This window comes from Harryflintia acetispora (genome assembly GCA_004340125.1).
In the GTDB taxonomy this organism is placed as follows: domain Bacteria; phylum Bacillota; class Clostridia; order Oscillospirales; family Ruminococcaceae; genus Harryflintia; species Harryflintia acetispora.
This window is the reverse complement of sequence record SLUK01000007.1, coordinates 15,187-39,627: the sequence shown is the minus strand read 5'-3', so window position 1 is coordinate 39,627 and position 24,441 is coordinate 15,187. Positions and strand designations below refer to the sequence as shown.

At 63.0% G+C, this 24,441-nt stretch carries 21 protein-coding genes; 5 read left to right on the top strand and 16 right to left on the bottom strand.

The features are described from left to right. The first annotated feature begins 214 nt into the window (after window positions 1–214). A complete protein-coding gene (locus tag EDD78_RS08620) occupies window positions 215–1,135 on the top strand; it encodes a CAP domain-containing protein (RefSeq protein ID WP_132084687.1) in 921 nt (306 codons plus the stop codon). Between the two features lie 61 nt (window positions 1,136–1,196). Here the strand turns inward: EDD78_RS08620 and EDD78_RS13990 are convergent, their stop codons facing one another. Further along, on the bottom strand, window positions 1,197–1,334 hold the full coding sequence (locus tag EDD78_RS13990) for a hypothetical protein (RefSeq protein ID WP_159449050.1): 138 nt from the start codon (window positions 1,332–1,334) through the stop codon (window positions 1,197–1,199). A gap of 69 nt (window positions 1,335–1,403) precedes the next feature. Continuing rightward, window positions 1,404–1,751 (bottom strand): NusG domain II-containing protein, encoded by a 348-nt coding sequence (locus tag EDD78_RS08615; RefSeq protein ID WP_159449051.1) that lies wholly within the window; start codon window positions 1,749–1,751, stop codon window positions 1,404–1,406. A 192-nt stretch (window positions 1,752–1,943) separates the two neighbouring features. On the opposite strand from EDD78_RS08615, the gene EDD78_RS08610 reads away from it, so the two are divergent. Further along, a complete protein-coding gene (locus tag EDD78_RS08610; protein ID WP_079700075.1) occupies window positions 1,944–3,350 on the top strand; it encodes an MATE family efflux transporter in 1,407 nt (468 codons plus the stop codon). A 1,245-nt stretch (window positions 3,351–4,595) separates the two neighbouring features. On the opposite strand, the gene EDD78_RS08605 is transcribed toward EDD78_RS08610, so the two are convergent. From EDD78_RS08605 to EDD78_RS08545, 13 genes are all read right to left on the bottom strand, one after another. After that, complete coding sequence (locus EDD78_RS08605) at window positions 4,596–4,871, bottom strand: HU family DNA-binding protein (RefSeq protein ID WP_079700076.1); 276 nt, start codon at window positions 4,869–4,871, stop codon at window positions 4,596–4,598. Window positions 4,872–4,950: 79 nt separating this feature from the next. After that, window positions 4,951–5,748 carry a nucleoside triphosphate pyrophosphohydrolase gene (gene mazG, locus EDD78_RS08600; protein ID WP_132084686.1) on the bottom strand — a complete coding sequence of 266 codons (798 nt, stop codon included), beginning with the start codon at window positions 5,746–5,748 and terminating at the stop codon, window positions 4,951–4,953. 58 nt (window positions 5,749–5,806) lie between these two features. Further along, window positions 5,807–7,549, bottom strand: a complete 1,743-nt coding sequence (locus tag EDD78_RS08595) for a putative polysaccharide biosynthesis protein (RefSeq protein ID WP_132084685.1) — start codon at window positions 7,547–7,549, stop codon at window positions 5,807–5,809. 102 nt (window positions 7,550–7,651) lie between these two features. Then, the gene (locus EDD78_RS08590; RefSeq protein WP_132084684.1) at window positions 7,652–8,104 is read right to left on the bottom strand and encodes a zinc ribbon domain-containing protein; all 453 of its coding nucleotides are present in this window, start codon (window positions 8,102–8,104) and stop codon (window positions 7,652–7,654) included. 104 nt (window positions 8,105–8,208) lie between these two features. Continuing rightward, window positions 8,209–9,690: a coproporphyrinogen dehydrogenase HemZ gene (gene hemZ, locus EDD78_RS08585; protein WP_165873168.1), complete on the bottom strand. Its 1,482-nt coding sequence runs from the start codon at window positions 9,688–9,690 to the stop codon at window positions 8,209–8,211. Next, window positions 9,674–10,309 carry an MBL fold metallo-hydrolase gene (locus EDD78_RS08580; protein WP_132084682.1) on the bottom strand — a complete coding sequence of 212 codons (636 nt, stop codon included), beginning with the start codon at window positions 10,307–10,309 and terminating at the stop codon, window positions 9,674–9,676. The genes hemZ and EDD78_RS08580 overlap by 17 nt, the downstream gene beginning before the upstream one ends. Before the next feature lie 20 nt (window positions 10,310–10,329). Continuing rightward, window positions 10,330–12,510 carry a RelA/SpoT family protein gene (locus EDD78_RS08575; RefSeq protein WP_079700082.1) on the bottom strand — a complete coding sequence of 727 codons (2,181 nt, stop codon included), beginning with the start codon at window positions 12,508–12,510 and terminating at the stop codon, window positions 10,330–10,332. A gap of 48 nt (window positions 12,511–12,558) precedes the next feature. Further along, window positions 12,559–14,616 carry a single-stranded-DNA-specific exonuclease RecJ gene (gene recJ / locus EDD78_RS08570; RefSeq protein ID WP_132084681.1) on the bottom strand — a complete coding sequence of 686 codons (2,058 nt, stop codon included), beginning with the start codon at window positions 14,614–14,616 and terminating at the stop codon, window positions 12,559–12,561. 114 nt (window positions 14,617–14,730) lie between these two features. Further along, entirely contained in the window at window positions 14,731–16,320 is a 1,590-nt protein-coding gene (locus tag EDD78_RS08565; RefSeq protein ID WP_132084680.1) for an NAD(P)/FAD-dependent oxidoreductase, read from the bottom strand. Window positions 16,321–16,417: 97 nt separating this feature from the next. After that, window positions 16,418–17,680: a CdaR family protein gene (locus tag EDD78_RS08560; RefSeq protein ID WP_079700085.1), complete on the bottom strand. Its 1,263-nt coding sequence runs from the start codon at window positions 17,678–17,680 to the stop codon at window positions 16,418–16,420. After that, window positions 17,677–18,549, bottom strand: coding sequence for a diadenylate cyclase CdaA (cdaA, locus tag EDD78_RS08555; protein WP_079700086.1), 873 nt, complete (start codon window positions 18,547–18,549; stop codon window positions 17,677–17,679). Before cdaA ends, EDD78_RS08560 begins: the two co-directional genes overlap by 4 nt. 406 nt (window positions 18,550–18,955) lie before the next feature. Continuing rightward, window positions 18,956–20,110 carry an aminotransferase class V-fold PLP-dependent enzyme gene (locus EDD78_RS08550; protein WP_132084679.1) on the bottom strand — a complete coding sequence of 385 codons (1,155 nt, stop codon included), beginning with the start codon at window positions 20,108–20,110 and terminating at the stop codon, window positions 18,956–18,958. Between the two features lie 93 nt (window positions 20,111–20,203). Next, on the bottom strand, window positions 20,204–20,428 hold the full coding sequence (locus EDD78_RS08545; protein ID WP_079700088.1) for a putative Se/S carrier-like protein: 225 nt from the start codon (window positions 20,426–20,428) through the stop codon (window positions 20,204–20,206). A 521-nt stretch (window positions 20,429–20,949) separates the two neighbouring features. Here EDD78_RS08545 and EDD78_RS13985 point away from each other — a divergent pair. The 3 genes from EDD78_RS13985 to EDD78_RS08535 all read left to right on the top strand — a co-directional run bounded on the left by EDD78_RS13985 (window position 20,950) and on the right by EDD78_RS08535 (window position 21,952). After that, complete coding sequence (locus tag EDD78_RS13985) at window positions 20,950–21,123, top strand: hypothetical protein (RefSeq protein WP_159449053.1); 174 nt, start codon at window positions 20,950–20,952, stop codon at window positions 21,121–21,123. Between the two features lie 217 nt (window positions 21,124–21,340). Next, entirely contained in the window at window positions 21,341–21,523 is a 183-nt protein-coding gene (locus EDD78_RS08540; RefSeq protein ID WP_132084678.1) for a hypothetical protein, read from the top strand. 135 nt (window positions 21,524–21,658) lie between these two features. Further along, on the top strand, window positions 21,659–21,952 hold the full coding sequence (locus tag EDD78_RS08535) for a hypothetical protein (RefSeq protein WP_132084677.1): 294 nt from the start codon (window positions 21,659–21,661) through the stop codon (window positions 21,950–21,952). Window positions 21,953–22,211: 259 nt separating this feature from the next. On the opposite strand, the gene rnr is transcribed toward EDD78_RS08535, so the two are convergent. Further along, window positions 22,212–24,356, bottom strand: coding sequence for a ribonuclease R (rnr, locus tag EDD78_RS08530; RefSeq protein WP_165873167.1), 2,145 nt, complete (start codon window positions 24,354–24,356; stop codon window positions 22,212–22,214). Window positions 24,357–24,441 lie beyond the last annotated feature (85 nt).

Here is a 24,441-nt window from a genome sequence, read left to right as displayed (position 1 = left end):
GTTATTTTCCTGTACGGGAGCGGTTGAGAAACCGGCGCTGGCATCGTATAATGGAAGCAGGCCCCGCCCGGCCGCGGGGAAATATACAGAATCGTTAACGCGTCTTAACAGTTTCTTCGTACCTTTTTCGTATCCTTGTCTTATTGATTATCCCGGCGCGCCGCCCGCCGAAAAGGCGGCCGCCGCTTCACTTTGAGCGGCGCGGGAGCTGACAATGAACCGTTTTTATAAGCTCATGCCCCTGCTGCTCGGCGCGGCGCTCCTGCTTAGCGCCTGCGCGAGCCACCGGCAGGACGATTACCGCCTCCCCGAGCAGTCCGAGCCAAGCGTCGGCAGCGGGGCAGCGCCCACCCTCGCAGAGCGCTTCTCGCCGCTGCCCACCCCCGAGGCCTATGCCGGCATGGGCCAAGTTCGCAGCGCCCCCCCGCCCGAAGAGAAGCCAGCGGACGAAGAACCCGCCTCTTCGGCGGCGGCGCCCGTCCAGAGCGAGCCCGCGCCGTCCACCGGCGCGCCGTCGGCAGGGGCGGCCGCCCCGTCCGAGCCCGACGTCCCCTCCCAGGCCGAGCCCCCCAAGGAGGAGCCCGGCACCGGGAACAGCGTGAGCGGCGAGCCGCAGGTGCGGCTCAAGGATTCCTCCTCCGACGCTTCCTCCGAAGAAGCCGGCTCCAGCCTCGAGAGCGCCTCCTACAACCTCAATTCCGCCCACTTTTTGAGCGGTGACGAGCAGGAGGTGATCGACATCATCAACAACGAGCGCCTCAAGGCGGGCCTGAACGAGCTGATGGTGGACGAAAGCCTCTCGAAGGCTGCGCGCATCCGCTCCTATGAGCTGGTCAAAAACGACATGTTCGACCACGTGCGCCCGGACGGGCGCGCCTGGAACACGGTGCTCACCGAGGACGTGCCGACCGACTTCCGGATCAGGGGGGAGAACCTGGCGACCGCCTATTATACCGGCTACGACAAGGTCGTGCACCAGACCCCGCAGCAGTGGTACGACCAGTGGGAGGCAAGCCCCGGGCATTATGAAAACATGATGCGCGATTCCTACGACTTCATCGGGGTGGGGATCTACTACACCTATCACGACGGGGATTACACCGCCGTGGCCACCACCCTCTTCGGCGCCTACTAAACCAAACGAAACGGCCGGCTGAGCAGCACCTGCTTCAGCCGGCCGTTATCCGTTTACCGGTTCATCGACCGCTTTCATAGCAGTCTTCCCCGTAAAAAATAAAATCATCGATGTCTCCTTCAACCGAAAACCACTCGCCGCTGCGCGTATCGAGGTCCCGGCGGAAGCCGTCGTAGCCGACGTCGTCATATCCGTCCATGCTGGTTCCTCCCTTTCCCCAAAAATTGCGGATACCAACAGTATATGCAGGGAAAGGTGAAAAATTGCATCATCTCCCGTCGATGAGCACCGAGACCCGGTTGGGCATACAGACCGCCGTCTGGGTGGGCAGGCTGATGAAGCCGAAGCCCTCGCACAGGTGGTCGGGACAGGTGACGTTTACAAAGCGGATTTTGTGGTCTTTAAGTTCAAAGCTCACCGGCAGGTCCACGCCCAGCTGCGACAGCGGGATGATCCGGGACTGCTGATAATCCGCGAGGTCGAGAGAGGCCACCAGCGTCCCGTCGCAATAGATTTGCGCGATCCCATAGCCGCCGCGGTCCATGCGCAGCAGCCCGAGCAGCAGTGTCGCCGCCACGGCCGCCGCCAGCAGCCAGAACAGGATCTTGCGCTCCACACGGGACAAACCCTTTTTATTCGGCGAGATCATCAAAGCCCCCCTTTCCGCTTTTTAGTATGTGTCCATTATAGCCGAAAATGAGCGGGATGCAAGAATCCCTGCGCGAAAGCTCCCGGGATGAAGCGGTTTGTCTCATTTTTACATTCGTGCTATAATCAAAAGCAAGAAATACAGGGGAGGTGTGTGGGCGTGCCCCAATGGATACGGCGGTTCTTTGACTGCCAAAGCATGATCCGGGAAGCCCAGAAAATTGATGTGATCCCGCCCTCGCGCGAGGTTTACGGCAACACCTTTAACATTGCCTGGCCCTCGGCGGTGGAGAGCGTGCTGGTGGGGCTGGTCGGGGTGATCGACACCATGATGGTGGGCACCATCGGCCCCGAGGCGATCGCCGCGGTGGGGATCACCAACCAGCCAAAGCTGATCTTCCTGGCGGTGATCATGTCCCTCAACGTCGGGGTCACCGCCGTGGTCGCCCGCAAGCGGGGCGAGGAGGACGCCCAGGGCGCAAACGGCGTGCTGCGCCAGTCGATCCTGCTTTCGGCCGCCTTCTCGATCGTCTCCACCATTGTGGGGGTGCTCTTCGCCCAAGAAATCATGGAGTTCGCGGGCGCGGGCGCGGACATCCTCGACGATGCGACCGCCTACTTTAAAATCATCATGCTCGGGATGTTCTTCAACTCCCTCTCCATGACCATCAACGCCGCCCAGCGCGGGGTGGGCAGGACCAAGATCGCCATGCGCACCAACCTGGTGGCGAACGGGCTCAACGTGGTCTTCAACTACCTGCTCATCGGCGGCAACCTCGGCTTCCCCCGCCTCGGGGTGCGCGGGGCGGCCATCGCCACCGTGATCGGGCTGTCGGTTGCCTTTTTGATGTCGGTGATCTCGGTGCTGCACCACGGCCAGTTCCTCTCCCTGCGCGCGCACGGGAGCTGGCGCTTCCAGGGGCAGACCATGCGCTCGCTGTGCAAGGTGGGCTCCAGCGCCCTGATCGAGCAGCTCTGCCTGCGCTTCGGCTTCTTCACCTACGCCAAGATCGTGGCTTCCTTGGGCACGGTGGCCTTTGCCACCCACCAGATCTGTATGAATATTTTGAGCATCTCCTTCAGCTTCGGCGACGGGCTGAGCGTGGCGGCCTCCTCCCTGGTCGGCCAGAGCCTGGGGGCCAAGCGCGCGGACATGGCGATCGTCTACGGCAAGGTCTGCCAGCGCATGGCGCTGATCATCGCCTCGGTGCTGATGGTCTGCTTCCTCTTCGGGCGCCGAGTGATCATGATGGCCTTCACCAACGACGAGGCGGTCATCTCCCAGGGCGCCGTCATCATCATCCTCATCGGGCTGATCTGCATGATCCAGATGTCGCAGGTGGTCATCATGGGCTGTCTGCGCGGGGCGGGGGACACCCGCTTCACCGCCGCCGTGTCGCTGATCAGCGTGGCGGTAATCCGCCCCGGGTCGGCCTGGCTGTTCTGCTATCCGCTGGCGCTCGGGCTGATGGGCGCGTGGTATTCGCTGTGCTTCGACCAGATCATCCGCATGGTGCTGAGCATGGTCCGCTTCAGCGGCGGGAACTGGACCGAAATCAAGCTGTAAAACCGGCCCCCAACAACGGGTTCCCCAAGGGGACATGTCCCCTTGGGTGGGAGTTTGAGGGTGAAACCCTCAAGGTCTACCCGCCAAAAGGCGCAGGAGAGGGGAATCAAAGCGTCCAGTGGACGGTTTGAGGGGAGAACCCCCAAGAGGGGTTCTCCCGCCTTTTTTGCCTGTTTCCGGTTGAATGGACAGGCCGAGGCCCGCTCCGTTTTTCGGAGCGGGCCTCGGCCTGCGAAAAGTGGGCGGGGAAAACCCATCTCGGGGTGCCCCCCTCGCGCTGCGCGCGGTTTCCCCTTTTATGAAAGATACAGACCTTGGAGGCGTTGCCTCCAAGCCTCCACTTGAAGGGCATTAGCCCCTTAAGAATCCCGATTGCAGGGGCGGTTTTTCCTGGAGCACGCCCGGTGGGGTTTTCGGGCGCTTTTCCCGTCAAGGGGTTCCCCGCGGGACGGGGGCCACTCCCCGTCCCGCACGGCTTCCCCCCTCGCGGTGCACGCCCTTCAGACAAAAAGGCGGGCGCCGGTATTGCAAGGGAGACCGCTGCAAAAATAACAAAGCGCATGCCGGGCGTGCCCCGAAAAGGGCAAGTCTACCCAAACATGCGCAAAATCTGCGCTTTTCCGACCAAAATTCCTATAACTCTTCTCAAGAAGGAGAAGATGTGTTATAATTACACTTAGCCGTGGTGCCGGAATTCCGGTAGGTCGTTGGGTGGTCTGTTCACCTGGCGGGCTGGCTGTCCGTGTTGGCCCACGGGCAACTGCCGCGGCTTTTCTTTTTGCAAGAAAACCCCATAGCCTCAGTATAGCACAGCGCCCAGTAAAAGGCAAGAAAAAAGGCGAATATTGGGGAAAATAGTTTTGAAATAAAAGCGCCGCCCCCGCAAGTTGGGGGCGGCGCTTTGCGTAACGGCCGCGAACAAAAAACTGACGACAACCGGCAAAATGTGCAAACGGCGGGAGCACCCCTCTTGGGGTTCTCCCCTGAAACCGTCCACTGGACGGTTTCATTCCCCTCTCCTGAGCCTTTTTCGATTTATGACCTTGAGGGTTTCACCCTCAAACTCCCACCAAAGGGGACATGTCCCCTTTGGAAACCCAGTTTTTTTACGGGGGCTTTGTAGGGCTTTTGGGGGGCAGGAGTTTTTTGACACACTGAGTTAGGGGCAGCAGATAGAATCTGCTGCCCCTAACTTTCTTATGCATGCTCCCGGACAAGCCGGAGGCCTTTCGTGACAAAGCTAAATTACTTCGCGACGGCGTCTTTGAGCGCCTTACCAGCCTTGAAAGCCGGCAGCTTGGAAGCGGCAATGGTGATGGGCTCTTTGGTTCTCGGGTTCACGCCGGTGCGGGAAGCGCGGGATTTCACCTCAAAGGTGCCGAAGCCGATCAGGGAAACCTTCTCGCCGGCGACCAGCGCGTCGGTGATGGCGTCGAGCACGGCGGTCAGCGCGGTGTCGCTGTCCTTCTTGGTGAAACCGGATTTCTCGGCGATCGCATTAATTAACTCTGCTTTTGTCATTTTTTAACCCTCCGAAATATATTTCATTTTTATACTTAAAGCTTATTGAAGCCTTAAAGCAAACTGATTTGCCGTTTTACTATTCTTCCCGTTTTGCCTGCGCCCATAACCCGTTGAGGCAGTCAATCCCGCAAGAATTCATCTCAAGCTCCCGCTCGGCGGCCAGCTCCTCGACCCTGGTAAAGCGCCGGGTGAACTTGTCGCTCGCACGGCTCAGCGCCTCCTCGGGATCGGCTCCCATGAAGCGGGCCACGTTGACCGCGGCAAAGAGCAGGTCCCCCAGCTCCTCGTGCATCTGGGGCTTGTCCCCCTTGGCGATCGCTTCCTTGACCTCGCGCAGTTCGCTTTCGAGGTCTTCTGCCGCCCACTGCAGGTCGGGGTAGTCGAAGCCGGTCTTGGCCGCGCGCTTTTGCAGCTTTTCGGCGCGCATGAGGGCGGGCAGGGTCTTGGGCACGCTCTCGAGCGTCTGGGCGGCGGTGGTCTGGCCCTTGGTGCGCTGCTTGATGGCCTCCCAGTTCTTGAGCACCTCGTCGGTGTCCTTGGCGCTCACCTGTCCGAAGACATGGGGATGGCGCACGATCAGCTTCTGGCAGATGTCGTTGCAGACCCCGGAAAAGTCAAAGGTTCCCGCCTCGGCTTCCATCTGTGCGTGGAGCACCACCTGCAGCAGCAGGTCGCCCAGCTCCTCGCGCAGCAGCGCCCTGTCCTCGAGGTCGATCGCCTCGGCCACCTCATAGGTTTCCTCGATGAGGTTCTTGCGGATCGTGTGGTGGTCCTGCTCCCGGTCCCACGGGCAGCCGCCCGGGGCGCGCAAGAGCCGTACGATTTCGACAAGATCGGCGATGCCGTATGCATCCTTTGGGGTGAAGTCAACCATTCTTTAGCCGCCATTTCCTGAATTCATCAGCTTTTCGCGTCAGCTGACAAGTACTATATTAACCTATCAGGCCATGTTTTTCAAGTATTTTTGCAATTTTTTCCCCACCCGGCAGCATCAGGACGTCTTCCCGGTAAATCCCCTTACATAAAAGCAGCACGGCGGCATAGAAAAGCATACCGATCCCGATCGCCAGCAGGGTGACCAGGCGGCTTTCAAAGGCGCGCAGCAGCAGCCCGTACGAGGCGTTGGCCGCGAAGGCGCAGGCGATCCCCGCGAGCAGGGGCTTGCCGAAGACCCGCAGGTAGCTTATCTGCACCGAGGTGGCGCGCCGCAGCACCCACAGGCTGAGCAGCACGATCAGCAGATAGCACGCGGCGGTGCCCACCGGCGCGCCCTGGATGTTGACCCCGGGGATCCCGACGAGCACAAAGTTGACCGCGAGCTTGAGCGCGCCGCCGAGCACCATCAGCTTGACCGGCACCGACACCCGGCCCACCGCCTGCAGCACCGCGTTGATCGGGGTGGTCAGCGAGACGAAGATGACCGACAGCCCCAGCGAGCGCAGCAGCGGGGCGGCGATCATCGCCTCCATCGGCTTGGAGCCGTAGAGCAGCATGGTGATCGGCTCGCTCAGCGCCATGAAGCCGAGCCCCGCGGGGATGGCCACCATCGCCGTGACCCGCAGCACCGACTCGACGTTGCGCTTGACCTCGGGCAGGTTGCGCGTGGCGAAGGCGCCCGCCACCGCCGGCAGTATGCTCACCCCGAGCGTGGTGGTCAGCGAGGGGACGAGGTTGAAGATGTTCACCGCGATCCCCGAATAGGAGCCGTAGAGGTACTTGGACACGTCGGTCACCGAATACCCCTGCGGGATCAGCCCCTGGTACATCGAGAGCAGGGCCTGCGCGTTCCCCGTCATGGCGTGGTCCAGCCGGTTCATGATGGACATCAAATCGATCAGGGTGGTCAGGTGGGTGGCCACCGACCCGAGGCAGACCGGCACCGCGATCAGGACCATCCTTTTCAGGAGGACGCGCGAGGAGGCGGGCGGCGGGCAGGCCGCCAGCTCCTCGCGGGTGAGGCCGTCGCCGCCCAGGTGGTGGCGCAAAAAGAGGAAGACGGTCCCCGCCAGGGTGGAGAGCGCGACCCCCAGCACCGCGCCCACCGCGCCGAACTGGTAGACCATGACCTCGTCCTGCGAGGCACCGGGGTAGAGGGTGTGCAGCACGCTCTCCCCCGACGCGAGGCTCCCGCGCGCAAAGGCCATGAAAAGCACCGAGAGCGCGATCCCGCACAACAGCTTAACGGCCGCCTCCACCATCTGGGAGAGGGCGGTGGGGTACATGTTCTTGAGCCCCTGGTAGTAGCCGCGGTAGGCGCTCATCATGCAGCAGAAGAAGACCGCCGGGGAGAGCGCGGCGATGGTGAGATAGCTGTCCGGACTCTTTAAAAAGCCGGCGAAGAGCCGGGCGCCGAAGAACATGACGACAAAGCCCGCCGCCCCGGTGACGAGGAACAGCAGGGTTGAGAGATGGAGGATCTTGCGCGCATCCCGCAGCCGGCCGGTGGCCGCCTGCTCGCTGACCAGCTTGGAGACCGCGACCGGCAGCCCGGCGATGGCCAGGGAATTGAGGGGCCTGAAAATATCGTAGGCGATGGTGAAGTCCCCCATCCCCACCCCGCCGATCAGGTTGGTCAGCGGTATCTTGAACATGGCGCCGATCAGCTTGACGACCACCGTCGCCACGCCGAGGATCACGGCCCCGTGCAGAAAGCTCTGTCTTCTTCTCCCGCGCAACAAGCAGCACTCCCACCTTGACGAAATTGGTCCCGGTCAAAATAAGGCTAAACAGGGAGCGCACTTCCTGTTTAGCCTTATCTTTTCTCTTCCGTTTGGGTATTACGCATCCACGCCCGGATTTTCGAGCTCCTGCGGCGGCTGTGGTTCTTCCGGCGCCGCTTCCTCCTGCGGGGCGGCCTCGGCCTCGGGCTGGCTCTTGATCAGGTTGCCGCACATCGGGCAGAACTGGGCGGAAAGCTCGACCGCCGCGCCGCAGCTGTCGCACCGGCGCACGTTTTTAAGCTCATCCACCTTGGCGTTGATCTCGCCGAGCTTGCCCTTGAGCGCGTCGATCTCGGCCACGCACCCGTCGATCAGCCCGCGGTTCTCGCTGCCGGCCTTGACCATCTCATAGACCATCAGCCCCAGCTTGGCGTAGATCTTTTCGATGTCGCTCTCGAGCGAGACCACCGAAAGTTTTAATTTCGAGACCTCCACCACGTCGCCCGCCTTCTTGCCCATATCGTTGGCGACGTCCCGCGCTTTATTGAAAATGCTGTCCAAAGTTCCCATATCGCTTTCACCTTTACTCTTTCTGTTCGGTCGATTCCTCCGGTTTTCCCCATTATACCACCGCCCGCGCTCTTTTACAACCGGGCGGCGGCACGCAGCATCCGCTAATTTTTTTCCATGCCGGCAAAGAAGGGGACGACCGCCTCCTTGCGCGCGCAGAGCTGCTCAAAGCGGCTGATATATTCATATGGGTATTTGTAGTTAAATATCCGCGTTATTTCCTGTCCGCCCGTCCCCTTCGGGCGGCAGAGCTTGGTCACCCCGCCCGCCCCGCAGGCCAGGATGGTCTGGCTCTCGTCCATGATGTGGATGTTATAGGCGCTCTCATACCCCGGCAGGCACCAGCCGGTGTTTTCGAGGTTTTCCACCGTGTCCTTCTGCCGGTAGAGGTAGTAGGGGTGATACCCCGCCCCGATAAGCAGCCGCGCCGAAAGGGCGACCATCTCCGCGGCCGGAGAAGCTATGAGCACCTCGCCGGCGTGCCCGCCGAGCGCGGCGCTGCGCTTTACCGAGAGGGCGTGCACCGTAATGTTCTGCGGGCGCAGCGCGATCACCCGCTCCAGGGTGTCCGCGAAGCCCTGCGGCGTGTCCCCCTGCAGCCCGGCGATCAGATCCATGTTGATGCATGGGAAGCCCGCCTGCCGCGCCAGCCCAAAAGCGTCCAGGGTCTGCTGCGCGGTATGGTTTCGCCCGGCGGCCGCCAGCACCTCGTCCTGCAAGGTCTGGGGGTTGACGCTGATCCGGTCCACCCCGGCCTTTCGCAGCACCGCCAGCTTCTCCGCCGTGATGGTGTCCGGGCGTCCCGCCTCGACGGTATACTCCTTCACCCCGCCCAGGTCAAAGTTTTCCGCCACCGCCGCGCAGAGTCGGTCAAGCTGCGCGGCGCTCAGCGTCGTCGGGGTGCCACCCCCGAAGTAGACCGAGTGGAGGCGCAGGGAGCTCTCCCGCGCCTTTTGCGCCGTCAGGGCGAGCTCGCGCTCGAGCAGCTCGAGATAGGGTTCGATCAGCCCGGCCGCCTGCTCGATCGAATGGGAGACGAAGGAGCAGTACCGGCAGCGGCTGGGGCAGAAGGGGATCGAAACATAGAGCGAAAAGAGGTCGGGGGCGCTCCCACGAAGAATCGGCCGCTGGACCTGAGCGGTTTGCAGCGCCAGGCGGGCCTTCTCTTCGCTGAGATACAGCCCGTCGCAAAAATAGCGCAGGACCTCCTGCCCGCTCTCCCCCGCGTCCAGCCGGGCGCGAAAGAGCTTGACCGGGCGGATCCCGGTCAGAATGCCCCAGGGAGGGCGAATCCCGGTCATCGGCACGAGCAGCTCATAGATCATCTGCCCGAAGGCGCGCTCACATTCCTGCTTGCCGCTGGGGAGCGGCAGCTCTCTTTGCCTGTGCACCTCGCTGCCGCCGAGGCGCGCGCGCACCGTCAGGAGGGCCTTCCCGTCCCGCTCGGCGCGCCCGGTGTAGAGGAAGCGCTCCTCCCCCTCCCCCGGCGCGCCGAAGGCCAGCGGCGCGCGTTCCCCGCGCAGGAACATGGTGCACAGGCGCTGCACCTCGTAGTGGCAGTCGTGCGCGTCAATATAGATCGTCATAGTCGGCCTTCCCGAGATAGGGGTTATATTGTTTTTCATATTCCATGGTGCTCTGCTCCCCGTGCCCGGGGTAGACCCTGAGCGAATCGTCGAGCGCTGAGAGCTTTTGCAGCGAGAGGCGAAGCGTGGGATAATCCCCGCCGTAGAGGTCGGTGCGCCCCACGTCCCCGCGAAAGAGGGTGTCCCCGCTAAAGAGCATATCCCCACAGAGATAGCACACCCCGCCCCGGGTGTGCCCGGGGGTGTCGATCACCAGGAAGAGCAGCTCACCGCATTCGATCGTGTCCCCCTCCCGCACCTCGCGGTCGGGGGTGATATAGAAGCGCGGATCGCCCGGGCGGCCGAGGGATTTGCTCGCGTCGCCCAGCTGCTCGCTGTCGTTTTGGCCGATGACGACCTCGGCCCCGGTGGCCGCGCGCACGGCCTGCACCGCCCCGATGTGGTCGTAGTGCCCGTGGGTGAGCAGGATATATTTCGGGGTGATCCCCTGTTCGCGCAGGACGTCGAGGATTTTCTCGGCCTCGTCCCCCGGGTCGATCACCACGCCGGTGTCGCCCGAGCCGAGGATATAACAGTTGGTGCCGATCATGCCGACCGGCAGGATAACCGGTTCTTTCATACGCTGCCTCCTAATATGGGTCACTGCACCGAGCGGGTCACCGAGACGACCCCCTCGATCTGGCGCAGGCTGGACAGGACCAGGTTGAGCTGCGCGATGTCGGTGGTCTCGAAGGTGATCTGGATACTCGAATGCCGGTCCTTTAATTCCTTGGCGTTGAGGGAGTGCACCTGCAGGTGCATGTTGGCGATGGCGATACTGATGTCCGCCAGCAGGCTCTCCCGGTCGTTGGCATAGATGTCGATGGTGGTCTTGAACTTCTCCCGCACCGTGTTGGCCCAGCGCGCGCGCACCCAGCGCTCGGACTGGGACTGGTCGGCCATGGCGTTTATGACGTTCTGGCAGTCCGCCTTGTGGATGGACACCCCGTAGCCTCTGGTGATGAAGCCGACGATGTCGTCCCCGGGCAGGGGGTTGCAGCAGCGCGCGTATTTGACCAGGCACCCCTCGAGCTCCTCGACGATGACCCCGCTGGTCGCCTTGCGCTCCTTTTTGGGCTTCATCGCCATCAGGCTTTCGAGCTTCTGGTCATCGCTCTGGCGGTAGTTTTTGGTGTAGTCCTCCTTGACCCGCGGCATGATCCGCGAGAGGGAAATGCCCCCGTAGCCGATGGCGGCGCAGAACTCCTCGATCGAGTGGAAGTGCTGCCGCTGGGCGATCGCGAGCAGGAACTCCTTCATCTGCTCGTCCGGAAGGTTGATCCCATTGCGGCGGAATTCCCGCTCGAGCTCGGCGCGCCCCTCCTGGGTATTCTCCTCCTTGCGCTCCTTTTTGAACCAGGTGCGTATCTTGTTGCGCGCCTCGGCGGTGCGCACGATCGAAAGCCAGTCCCGGCTCGGGCCGTGGCCCGGCACGTTGGTGGTCAGAATCTCCACGATGTTCCCGGTGTGCACCACCGTGTCCAGGCTGACGATCCGCCCGTCCACCTTGGCGCCCACCATCCGGTTGCCCACCGCGCTGTGGATGGCGTAGGCAAAGTCGATCACCGTCGCGCCCGAGGGCAGGCTGATGACGTCCCCCTTCGGGGTGAAGACGAAGACCTCCTCGGGGGCCAGGTCGGTCTTGATGGTGGAGATGATCTCCCTGGCGTCCTCCGACTCCTTCTGGTTTTCCAGCAGCTGCCGGATCCAGGAAAGGCGCTCCTCGAGCTTGTCGTGACCCTGGATCCCCTCTTTGTATTTCCAGTGCGCCGCGATCCCGTATTCGGCGGTGTAGTGCATGTCGAAGGTGCGGATCTGCACCTCGAAGGGGATCCCCTCCTTGTCCAGCACGGTGGTGTGCAGCGACTGGTAAAGGTTCTGCTTCGGGGTGGAGATATAGTCCTTGAAGCGGTTGGGGAGGGGCCTGAACATGTCGTGGATGATCCCCAGGATGTTGTAGCACTCGTTGACCGTCTCCACGATGACCCGCACGGCGTAGATGTCGTAAATCTCCTCGAAGGAGCGCCCCTGCATATAGACCTTGCGGTAGATCCCGTAGATGCTCTTGACCCGGCCGTAAATCTGGATGCTCTGGTGCTCCTCCTGCAGCCGCAGGCGGATCTTGTCCTCGATCTTTTTGAGGAAGGCCAGCCGCTCATCCCGCTTTAGGTCGAGCATATGCTCGATCTCGCTGTAGCCGATCGGGTCCAGAAAGCGCAGCGAGAGGTCCTCGAGCTCCTCCTTGATGGCGGTGATCCCCAGCCGGTGGGCGATGGGGGCGTAGACCTCCATCGTCTCGAGTGAGGTGTCCCGGCGCTTCTGCTCGGGCTTGACGCCGAGGGTGCGCATGTTGTGCAGCCGGTCGGCCAATTTTACGATGATCACCCGCACGTCCTTGGCCATGGCCAGCAGCATCTTGCGCACGTTCTCGGCCTGCTGCTCCTCGCGGGAGGAAAAGGGGATTTTCCCGAGCTTGGTCACCCCGTCCACCAGCCCGGCCACCTCGGCGCCGAAGCGCTTGCGGATGTCGCCGAGGGTATAGTCTGTGTCCTCCACCACGTCGTGCAGCAGCGCCGCGCAGATGCTGTCGGTGTCCATCCCGAGCTGCACCAAAATCTCAGCCACATTGAGCGGGTGGCTGATGTACGGCTCGCCGGACATTCTCTTCTGGCCCTCATGGGCGCGCTGCGCCAGCTCGTAGGCCGCGCCGATCCGCTCCATGTCGTAGGCGATACTCTGCCCGCCGATAATATTTTTAAGCTCCTCAAACGATTGAATCATATCTATTCCCCCTTGGCCCTCTTTCTGCCGCATGAAAACCGGGCCAGGCTACTGGATACCAACAGCATTCCCCGAAAGGACGCTATGTAAGCGGGACAGGATTTTCGTGCTCATCAGATCCTTCTTCCCCTCGGCGGGCAGGATTTGCAGCTGCCCGTCCCTGCTTGCGATCAGCCCCGCCTCGAGCAGCACGTCCAGCGCCACCCTCGTCTTTCCGCAGCCGAGACGCCCCCGGCAGCACGAAAGATAGAACTGGTCCCCGTCGGCGGGCAGGCCGCTGCGCTTTTGCACCGCGCGGTAGACGAGCGCCAGCTCCTCTCTGACGGGGGTGATCCGGCGCGCCTGCTCGGGCGTGAGCGCCTCGCCGCGCGAAAGGCGCTCGCAACAGCAGTAATCCGCAAAATATTCCTCCTGGTCGAACCCCTGGGGCCGTAGGTCCCGGATCTTGATCGACAGCCGCTTTTGCCCGAGATACTCCGATACCGACAGGTTGGCGGCCACGTCCACCGCCTCCCCCACCCGGTAAGGGAAGCGGCCCACGGTCATCCCGAAATAGACGGCGTAGTGGCTGCGCTCGCCGAAGCGCAGGCGCAGCTTCAAGTGCTTGCCCTCCCCGATGGCGTTGATTTCCTCGATTCTCGCCCCCGGCAGCAGGAAGAGCGGCAGCTCGTTGCCCGCGCCGAAGGGCTCGAGCGCGCTCAGCTGCTCGATGGTCGCAATGTCCAGCTCCCGCGGATGCAGCGCCGCATCGAGCGGCAGCTGCGGGATCGGCATATCGGGGGCCATCCCGGCCGCCGCGCGCTCGAGCGCCGCGCGCAGCCTGCCGACGTCGGAGGTCTTCAGGGAAAAACCGGCGGCCAGGGGATGCCCGCCGAATTTGATCAGGCAGTCCTTGCAGCGGGTGATCGCGTCGATCACCGAAAAGCCGGGGACGCTGCGCGCGCTCCCGCGCGCCTCCTCCCCCTGCGTGCCGATCAGCAGGCAGGGCTTCCCGTAGCGCTCGACCATGCGCGAGGCGGCGATCCCCACGATCCCGTGGTGCCACCCTTCGCCCGCGAGGACCAGCACCCGATAGCGCAGCAGCGAAGGGTCCTCTTCGACCTGGCGGGCGATATCCGCCATGATCGCCCCCTCGAGCTGCTTGCGCTCCCGGTTGGCCGCGTCCACCCGCTCGGCGAGGACGGCCGCCTGCTGCGGGTCGTCGCAGAGCATGAGGGCCACCGAATCGTCGCAGTTGCCCATGCGGGAGGCGGCGTTGAGGCGGGGGGCCAGCCCGAAGGAGACGCTCTCGGCCCCGAGCGCTTTCTCGGCGAGCCCGGCCGCCGCCAGCAGCGCGCAGATCCCCGGATTCTCGCTCTCCTCCATCTTTTGCAATCCCGCGCGCGCGATGATGCGGTTTTCCCCGCACAGCGGCACCACGTCCGCGATGGTCCCAATGGCCGCCAGGTCGGCGTACCGCGCGAGGGTGTCCACCCCCTCGATGTCCCCCTCCAGCGCGCAGACCAGCTTGAAGGCGACCCCCACCCCGCAAAGCTCCCGGAAGGGATAGCCGCTGTCCTCACAGTGCGGGTCGATCAGCGCGTCGGCCGCCGGAAGGATTTCGGGCGGCTGGTGGTGGTCGGTCACGACCACCTTGATCCCGAGCTCATGCAGACGGTCGATCTCGGCGGCGGCGCTGATCCCGTTGTCCACCGTGATCACCAGCTCGGCCCCGTTTTGGTGGAGCGTCTCGCAGGCCTCCATGTTGAGCCCGTATCCCTCGTCCTCCCGGTCGGGGATATAGTATCCGACATTGGCCCCCTGCTCCTCGAGGTAGCGGTAGAGCAGCACGGTGGAGGTGATCCCGTCGCAGTCGTAGTCGCCGTAGATGACGATCAGCTTCCCCTCCTGCAGCGCCCCCTCGATGAGGGCGACCGCCTGCTCCATCCCCTTCATCAAAAATGGGTCGTGGAGCTCCCCCTCGGTCGAGAGGAAGCGGCGCGCCTCGTTTGGGGAGCCGATCCCGCGGGAGGCGAGCACCCGCGCGGTCAGGGGCTGTATCCCCGCCGCGGCCAGCTCGTCCGCCTGCTTCGTCTCCCCGGGCCATATCCAGCGCTTGAGCGGCATGGCGCCACCTCCTCTCTGCTCATATACCGGCAGGGCCGTGGGGCGCCGCCCCAGGACCGTCCCGGTGAAAGATTCACAGTTGGTATTTTATCACGTTGCGCCCCGGGTTGCAAATCAACACGGGCGGTAGGTCCCGATGATCTCACCGGCAACCCGCAGCCCGTCCACCGCCGCGCTCATGATCCCGCCGGCATAGCCCGCCCCCTCGCCGCAGGGGTAGACCCCTGCCACCTGGGACTGCAGGGACTCGTCCCGCAGCACCCGCACCGGCGAGGAGGTGCGGCTCTCCACCCCGGTGAGCACCGCGTCCGGGCAGGCGAAGCCGCGCAGCCGCCCGTCGAAGGCGCGCAGCCCAAGGCGCAGCATCTTTAAGATGCCGGGATCAAAGAGCTCCCGGAAATCGGCGGGTTCCACCCCGATGGCATAGGAGGGCGCCACCCGCCCGAAATCCGCCCCCGGCCTCTCTTCGAGAAAGCGGCCCACCGTCTGCACCGGAGCCTTGTAGCCTCCCTCTCCCAAGCGGAAGGCCGCCTGCTCCAGCCGCTGCTGGAAGGCCACGCCGCCAAGCGGCCCGCCGCCGAAGTCGGCGGGCTCCACCCCGACAACCAGGGCGCTGTTCGAGTTTTCGGCGTCCCGCGCAAACTCGCTCATCCCGTTGACCACCACGCCTCCCGCCTCGCTGCTGGCGGGGACCACCAGGCCCCCCGGACACATGCAAAAGGTGTAGACCCCGCGGCCGTCGACCCGCTGCGAGAGCTGGTATTCCCCCTCGGGGAGCTTCGGGTGCCCGGCAAAGCCGCCGTAGAGGGCGCGGTTGACGTCCTCCCGCCGGTGCTCGATCCGCACCCCGACCGAAAAGGCCTTGGGTTGCAGGGTAAGGCCGCTGTCCAGAAGCATTTGAAAGCTGTCCCGGGCGCTGTGGCCCAGCGCCGTGACCAGCACCTCGGCGGGCAGCTCCCCGCCGCTGGTGCGCACCGCGTGCAGCCGCCCGCTCTGGATACAGAGCCCCTCGAGCGCGGTGCAAAAATGCACCTCGCCCCCAAGGCTGATGATCTCCCGGCGCAGGTTTTTGACCACCTGCCGCAGCCGGTCGGTCCCAATGTGGGGCTTCGCCTGCCGCGTGATGATCCCCGGGGCGCCCAGGCGCCGGAGCTCGTGCAGCACCCACTCGCAGCGCATGTCCCCGATCCGGGTGGTGAGCTTCCCGTCCGAAAAGGTACCGGCTCCCCCCTCGCCAAACTGCACGTTGGCCGAGGGGTCCAGCGCCCCGCCGGACCAGAAGCGCTCGAGGGCCGCCACCCGCTCGTCGAGCGCGGCGCCCCGCTCGAGCACGATCGGGCGAAAGCCGTGCTGCGCCAGCAACAGCGCGCAAAACATCCCCGCCGGGCCGAAGCCCGCGATCAAGGGCCGGTGGGAGAGCGGTCTGTCCCCCACCGCGAGCGTGAGGGAGGGGGTTTCCTCGCGCACCGCGGCGCCGCCGAGATGCAGCCGCTCGAGGTAATGCGCCTCATTGCGCAGCGAGGTGCACAACCCCACCGTATAGACATAGCGGATGTCCTCCCGCTTGCGCGCGTCGAGCGAGCGCTTGACGACGAAGCCGTCCCGCAGCAGGGCCGGGGAGAGCCGCGCTTTTTTGCGCGCCTGCTCGATCGCCGCGCTCTCGTCCTCGTCAAAGGGGAGGCTGATCCCGCTGATACAAATCATAAAGCCGGGCTCCTTTCATCCTGCCGCCAGGATTTTCGGATAACCGCAAAATCGTATGGACGCAAAGCGCCCATACGATTTTTGGCTACCGCTCTGTTTATTGCTTCTCGGAGATGGTGACCAGCGTGCTGTAGTTGCCCACCGCCCAGACCGTGCCCTTGTTGGGCACATAGACCTGCACCGGCACCTTGATCTGGCCGGTGACCACCTCGCGGTCGGAAACGTCCACCTCGGCCACGATGTCCCCGGCGGTCAGCTCGGAGACCACCTCGCTTGGGCCGACGATCTTGACGTTGTTGAGATAGGGGTTGTTGATGGTCACGTCGTAGTTCTGCGGCTCGTTGACCAGGGTGATCTCGGAGAGGTTGAAGTTCTGCGCGACGTAGTCGTCAGTGTCGAAGGTGACCTCGACCGAGAGGATGTTGTCCACATTTTCAAACCCGCTGGGCAGGGTGACGTCGAACTGCTCCTTGCTGCCCAGATCCAGGGTTTTGAGGTCCACCCGCCCGAGCAGGATCTCCTGGTAGCTGTCCACCAGGGTCTGCGGCCCGGCGATGGTGATCGAGTCGTTCGAGAGGGTATAGTGCAGCTCCTCGATCGGGAAGCCCTGCGGGACGTTGAGGAAGTCGATCCTCAGCGGAACCTCTTTCTTTTTGAGCACCGGGATGGTCACCTCGGCGGTCTCGTAGTCCATGGTGATGTGCTCGTTTTCGATCACGTTGCCGTCCGAATCCTTGAGCACGATCTCACCCGCGGCGTTGGCCGTCGAGGTCAGCGACTGGTCGAGGTCCACGCTCACGATGGCGTGGGCGACCTTTTGCAGATCGTTGGTCGGCCCGCGGATGGTGATCTTGTCCGGGGTGATGATCTCGCTCTCCTTGATGTACCCGTCGGGCACCGAGACGCCGGTCACGTCCGCCTGGATGTCCAGGGTCTTCGAGTCGATCCGGTCGAACCGCGCCACGATCGCCGCGGGGGTGATCGACTCGACGGTGTACTCCTCGCTGCCGTCCGGGCTCCACTCCAGGCGCAGGGTCTGGGTGCCCGCCGAGGTGGCCGAGGTGAGCTTCGGCACGATCTTGATATCATCCGCCGTCAGCCTGCCGACCACATAGCGCTTGCCGTGCACCGTCACCCGCACGGTGTCCGGGTCGATGGTGATGACGCTCAGTCCCTGCCGCTGCAGCGCGGCGCTCTGCGCGTCGACGTTGACCGGGATGTCCACGATCTCATGGCGGATATACGGGTCGACGGTGGTGGCCACGATCAGCCAGATGATGAAGGCCACCACCAGGGAAAAGACCTTTAAAAAGCGGTTGGAATCAAAACAGCGTTTGAAAAACGCGCCTATTTTTTTCATTTCTTCGCCCTCCTGAAGGGGAGCCTGTGCTCGCTTTGAGCATTCTCCTGCGGCAGGAGGTTGGCGCGCAGGTAGTCTCCCAGGGTTTCGGGGGTGTAGTTGCGGGTGAGCACGCCGTTGCGCGCCACCGAGATGACGCCGGTCTCCTCCGAGACCACCAGCACGATGGCGTCCGAATTCTCGCTCATCCCGATCGAGGCGCGGTGCCGGGTGCCCAGCTCCTTGGACAGGTCGTTGTTCTCGGTCAGCGGCAGGAAGCAGCCGGCCGCATAGAGCCGCGCGCCGCGGATGACCATCGCCCCGTCGTGGAGCGGCGAGCCGACATAGAAGATGTTGCCGATCATCTCGGCGCTGGGATAGGCGTCAATCACGGTGCCGGTGCGGATGATCTCGCCGAGCTTGGTCTGCATCTCGAAGACCATCAGCGCGCCGGTGCGGTGGCGGGAGAGCGACTCGCAGGCCTGGGCCACCTCGTCGATCATCCGGCGCACCTCAAGCTGCTGGCGTTCGTCCTGCCCGCCCGCGGAAAAGAGCCCGAAGGGGAGCTTGGTGCGCCCCACCTTTTCGAGCATGCGCCGCAGCTCGGGCTGGAAGACCACCACCAGCGCGAAGGCCCCCACCTGCAGCAGCGCCTTCATGATGAAGCCCATCGCCTTGAAGGGCATAGTGGTGACCACCGCGTAGAGCACGAGCAGCAGCAGGATCCCTTTGACCAGCTGATTGGCCCGGGTGTCCCGCACGAGCTTGATGATATAATAAAGCAGAAAGGCGACCATCAAAATATCCAGGATGTCCCAGACATTCACCGACTCGACGGTGGTGATAAGGTCGCCCAGGGTATTCTTCAAGGAGATCCAGACCTGATCCATTCGCGCACACTTCCTTTCACCGCGCCCCTCGGGCGGTGAATTTGACAATACAGACTTCTATTCTTTATTCTACCAAACCGCACCCCCGTTTGCAATGTTTTTTTGCCGCTGCGGCGCTCCCATTTTCCGGCATGTCAAACGGCGGGGAAGGTTTCCTTCCCCGCCGTTTGACAGTCAATAAGAGATCGGGCGGCTGATTCTTTGCGAGAAGAACAGGGGAACCCCCTCTTGGGGGTTCCCCGTCAAACCTTCCACTGGAAGGTTTTCCTCCCCTCCCCGCGCCTTGTTATCAAAAGACCTTGAGGGCTCCTCGCCCTCAATCTCCCCGCCAAGGAGGCGTCGCCCCCTTGGAACCCTCTTAATTCAGAACGCGGGCTGAGCATAACCGCTTTGCACGCGAGTCCTTTCACGGATCGGCTACAGCGCCCCGCTGTCGGCAGCTTGCCGCTGCCACGGCGCGCAGCAGCGCGGCGGCCTGCTCCCTGGTGTTGAACGCGCCGATCCCAATGCGGGCGGTCCCGCTCTCATAGGTGCCCATCGTCTGGTGCGCCAGCGGGCTGCAATGGAAGCCCCCGCGCAACGCGAACCCCTTTTGGGCCAACGCCTCGGTGACCGCCTCGCCGCTCATCCCCTCGATCCCGAAGGAGAGCACAGGCAGCTGCGGACGGTTGTAGAGGATCACCCCGTCGATCTTTTCAAGCCCCTCGTAAAGGTAGTCCGTCAGCGCCATCTCGCTGCGGTGGATCCCCGCAACGGTGCGCCGGCGCAGAAAGCGCAGCCCGCCGCGCAGCCCGGCGATCCCCATGGTGTTCACCGTCCCCGCCTCCAGCCTATCCGGCAGGAAGGGGGGCATGGCCGGCTCCTTGGAAAGGCTGCCGCTGCCGCCCTCAAGCAGGGTGCCAAGCGGCTCGTCACAGTTTACGATCAGCGCGCCCAGCGCGGTGGGGGCATAAAGCCCCTTGTGCGCCGCGATACAGATGAAGTCCGCCGGCAGCTCCCGAAGGTCGATCGGCAGGACCCCGGCCGTTTGGGCCGCGTCGAGCAGGAATAGGATTCCTTCCCCGTGCGCCATGGCACAAATCTCCTCAACCGGCTGCAGGGTGCCGAAGACGTTCGAGCCGTGCACGCAGCAGATCAGCCGGGTATTGCTGCGCAGCAGGCGCCTGAAATTTTCCACCGTGGCCGCCGGGTCGTCCGGCACCACCGTTGCGATGTCGTAGCGGATCACCCCCGCGCGCGCAAGGGCGTCCACCGGCCGCCAGACGGCGTTATGTTCCATGCTGGAGATGATCACATGGTCCCCCGCGCGCAATATCCCCTTGATGGCCAGGTTGGTCGCCCCGGTACAGTTCTGGGTGAAAACCACCCGCTCGGGGTCCTCCCCGCCGAGCAGGGTAATGAGCTCCTGACGGGCCTTAAAAACCATTTCCGAGGTCTCGATCGCCATCTTATGGCCGCCCCGCCCGGGATTGGCGCCGTAACGCCGGAAGGCCTCGCCGACCGCATCGAGGGTGAAGCGGGGCTTGGGGTAGGAGGTGGCGGCGTTGTCGAAATAAATCATATTCCTTCTCCTTATGTGTTTAACATTTTCCATATATTGCGCGGCGCGCGGACGGGGGCATGCCCCGCTGTCCGGTGCCGGCATAAGCGGGAGCTAGCCCACGGCCGGGGGTGCGAGCTTGATATTTTCGCGTCTGAGCACCTCCATGACCGCAGCCATGTTGGTGCCCGGCCGGAAGGTCAGGGTGTAGCCGCAGCCCTGCCCGGTATAATACCGCTCATCGCGCCCGATCTCGCAGCGGATCCCCATTGCGCGCAGAGCGTTCTGCGCCTTGATGGCATAGGTAATGGAGGAGACCGATACGCTGGTTGTATTCAATAGGCTCACCTTCTCTGTCATATTTGTGCTTTCTCTCCCTTGTATTTTATGACGGCGAGCGCAATCCGGTTCGCGGCGGCAGCGGGGCGCTGCGGCCGATTCGCGAAAGAGCTCGTTTACAAGGCGGTCATGCTCAGCCCGCGTTCTGAACGGGAGGGTTTCCAAAGGGACCAAGTCCCTTTGGCGGGTGTCCAGCGGGCGGAGCCTGCTGGGGTGGCGAGCCGCCACCCCCGATTCACGAAAGGAAGCACATATGAGGCCAGAAGCGCTCAGCCCGCGTCCTGCAAGACTTCTAAGCGCGGGGAGGGAAGGCCGAGCTTCCAGTGGCCATGTCCCAAGCGGAGCTTGGGACAGCGGGGAACCCCCAAGAGGGGGTTCCCTGCACAAAGCAGAAAGCGCAGGCTATAAACGCCCGCGCCACTTTTTTCTAAATATTTCGACATATTTTTACTTTTTGTCTTGACTTTTGGCTGCATATATTTTATCATATATTTGCGGCCAAATGTCAGGAGGTGAACCACTTGGTCGAAAAAAAGAAGATGGGGCGACCGACTGACGAACAAAAACCGCACCGCCTGTCTACCCGCGTTTCGGACAGGACGATGAAAATTCTGGACGATTACTGCCGCAAAAGGAAGATCAATCATCCGGAAGGGGTTCGTCAGGCGATCGACCGTCTGAAGGACGAAAAATAAGGAAGCGGCGCCCACCCCCGAAAGGCAACGCCGCTTCCCACACAAACACACAACCGCCCAAAGGCGGAGCGCATAAATATTATACACTGTGCGCCCCTTCCTTTCAAGCGGTTGTGTGGGAAAGGATGGTCGAAAAGAAATTTTTCCTTCAAAACTATTGACCATTTGGAACTCAAGATATATAGTTAACTTGCGTTCCAAGACAGGAGGTGGTTACTTGAAGGAACGTCGTAAGCCTGGGCCTCATCCGGAGAAGCCCTTGGAGCACGATCTCAAGGTCAGGGTGGACAACGAAACTTTGGCAAAAGTAGAGTTTTGCATGAAAGAACTTGGCCTGACCCGCTCACAGGTCCTGCGAAAAGGCGTCAACACTCTGTATGATTTGCTCCAGAAAAAGTAAGGAAGCGGCGCCCTCCCACGACAGGCAACGCCGCTTCCCACACAAACACACAACCGCCCAGAGGGCGGAGCGCATAAATATTATACACTGTGCGCTCTTTTCTTGCAAGCGGTTGTGTAAGAAAGGACATGCTATATGAAAACAGAAAGTGGATACGCTTCCTTTGCCGAATGCTGGAAGGACTGCTGCAACCGCGCCTGCTACCGTCTCTCTTATGAAGCGGGCAAAACCGACCCCGCGCTCATCGCCGCCCTCGAGCAGGCCGATGCGCTCTACCACACGATCGAGGAAAAGCTCGGACAGGACGGCCGCCTGGTTGACGAATTCGACGCGGCCAAGAACTTCTCCCTCGGCCTGTCGGACGAATACATCTACCAGCAGGGCTTCCAGGACTGCGTCTATCTCCTGCGCTGGATCAATTTGATTTAATATCAGAAGAGGCGCTGAGCTTTCGCTCAGCGCCTCTTTTCGTTCGCGCCGCATTCCACCGAGGCGCGGTTCCACTCTCCAGATAATGGCATCTACAAAGAGTAATCAACACTTTCCACCTAGTTTTCCACCGGGTTTTGGGGAAATCCCGGACGGTTTTCTGCCATCCGGCCCCGGTTTTCCACCGGCGTTTTCACTGGTTGGGGGAAAACAGGGGCCGGTTTCCACCGGGTCTATGGAAAAAGTATACCCAAAGTTGTTAAACCGTTTCGGGCGGCAGGTTGACTGTGAAGTCCACCTGCCCGGCGGACACGTCGGCGCGCACCGCCATCACCCGCAGGCGCTGGCCCACCCGGTAGCGCTTGCCGCCGAACGACCCGACGAGGGTGATCGCCCCGTCGAACTCGTAGGTGTCGTCCTCCAGGGAGCTGATGTGCACCAGCCCCTCCACCCCGCTCTCCAGCGCGACGTAGAAGCCGTAGGAGGCCACCGCGCTGATCACCCCGTCGAAGACCTCTCCGATGTGGCGCTGCATATACTGCGCCTTGAAGCAGTCGTCGCAGGAGCGCTCCAGCCCCGAGGCGCGCAGCTCCCGCTCGCTGGAGAGCTCGGCGGCCCGCCCCGCAAAGGGCCCGAAGCGCTTTTGCAGCCGGTCCTTGTCCTCCCCCGCCAGCGCGGCGCTGATGATCCGGTGGACCGCAAGGTCCGGGTAGCGCCGGATCGGCGAGGTGAAGTGCGCATACTGCGAGAGCACCAGCCCGTAGTGGCCGATGTTTTTCTCACTGTAGCGCGCCTTGGCCATGCTGCGCAGGATCTGGTTGTTGACCACGATCTCCAGCTCCTGCCCGCGCACCGACTCGAGGATGTCCCGCAGCACCCCCGGACGCAGCCGGTCGGTCACCTGGGGCGTCTTGATCCCCAGCCGGCCCAGCAGCTCGAAGAGGGCGGCCACCTTTTTTTCGGGCGGGTACTCGTGTATCCGGTAGACGAAGGGCAGCCCCTCGCGTTCGGCGAAGGCGGCGGCCGCCTGGTTGGCCAGGAGCATGAACTCCTCGATCAGCTTTTCGCTGCGTCCCTGCACCCGGGGGCGGATGTCCGCGACCTCCCCGTGCCCGTCGAAGAGGAACTCGCTCTCCACCGAGCTCAGATCGATCGCCCCGCGCGCCTTGCGGCTCTGAAAGAGCTTGCCCGCCAGCCGGTCCATCTGCCGCAGGGTGGGCAGCAGCGCGCCGTATTTTTTCATCAGCTCGGGCGGCTCCTCCCCGCACAGCAGCCGGTTGATCTCCTCATAGACCCCCTTGACCCGCGAGCGGATCACGCTCTTCCCAAAACGAAAGCCTTGCAGCTCCCCGTCCTCGCCCAGCTCCAGCAGCGCCGAAAGCGTCAGCCGGTCCTCCCCCTCGTTTAAAGAGCAAATCCCGTTGGAGAGGGAGGGCGGCAGCATGGGGATCACCTGGTCGGCGTAGTAGATCGAGGTGCCGCGCTCCAGCGCCTCCTCATCCAGCGGGGAGCCGGGCGCGACGTAGCGGCTCACGTCGGCGATGTGCACCCCCAGCAGCCAGCCGCCGTCCTCCCGCTTTTTGAGGGATACCGCGTCGTCGAGGTCCTTGCTGTGCGCCGAGTCGATGGTAAAAATCTCCTCGCCCCGCAGGTCCAGCCGCCCGGAAAGCTCCTCCCCCGCGATTCCCGCGCGCTCGATCGAGGCGGCCTGCTCTAAAATTTCATCTGAAAAACCGGGACGGATGTCGTTAGCACGCAGTAGGGCGGCCGCGCAGGCGCGCGCGCTTTGGGCCGGGCCGGTCACGGCCAGGACCCTTGCGCGGTGATCGCAGTGGCGCTGTGCGCGCTTGTGGATGAGCGCGACCACCTTGTCGCCGTCCCGCGCGCCGCCGGTGTGGTTGGGGGCGACGGTTACCTCGCCCTTCATGCCGCTGTCCGGGCGCACCCAGCAGCTGCCCTCGCCCCGGCAAAAGACCCCGGTGAAAACGTAGCGCGCCGGCTCGAGGATTTTGACCACCTCTCCCTCGCGCAGCTCGCCCCGTCCCGGGCGCTCGCGCAGCTGGACCCGGTCCCCGGGCAGCGCGCCGAGCAGAAGCCTGCCAGGGATGAAGAGCTCCTCCCCCGTTGCCTCCTCGGTGACGAAGGCAAATTTCTCATGCACCGTGCCAACCTTGGCCTCGATCAGCTTATCGGCCCGCTTTGCCTTCGCCGGGCGGCCCTGCAGGACGAACCCCGCTTCGGTGCGCCGGGCTATCCCTTCCTTGTTTAGGCGGTTCAAATGCTTATAGAGCCTGCCGCGCATGGCCCCCCGCAGCCCCAGGCGCTTTTGCAGCTGGGTCGCCGAGACGGGCTCATTCTGGTCCAGCAGGCCGATTATTTTTTCTTTCAGTTCTTTCTCTGTCATAGTTCTCCTTTTTTGCATTTCTCTTTTGTCTTAGTATGCCCGCAGCAGGCCCATGATACAAAGGCGCCCCGCTTTCAAATGGAAA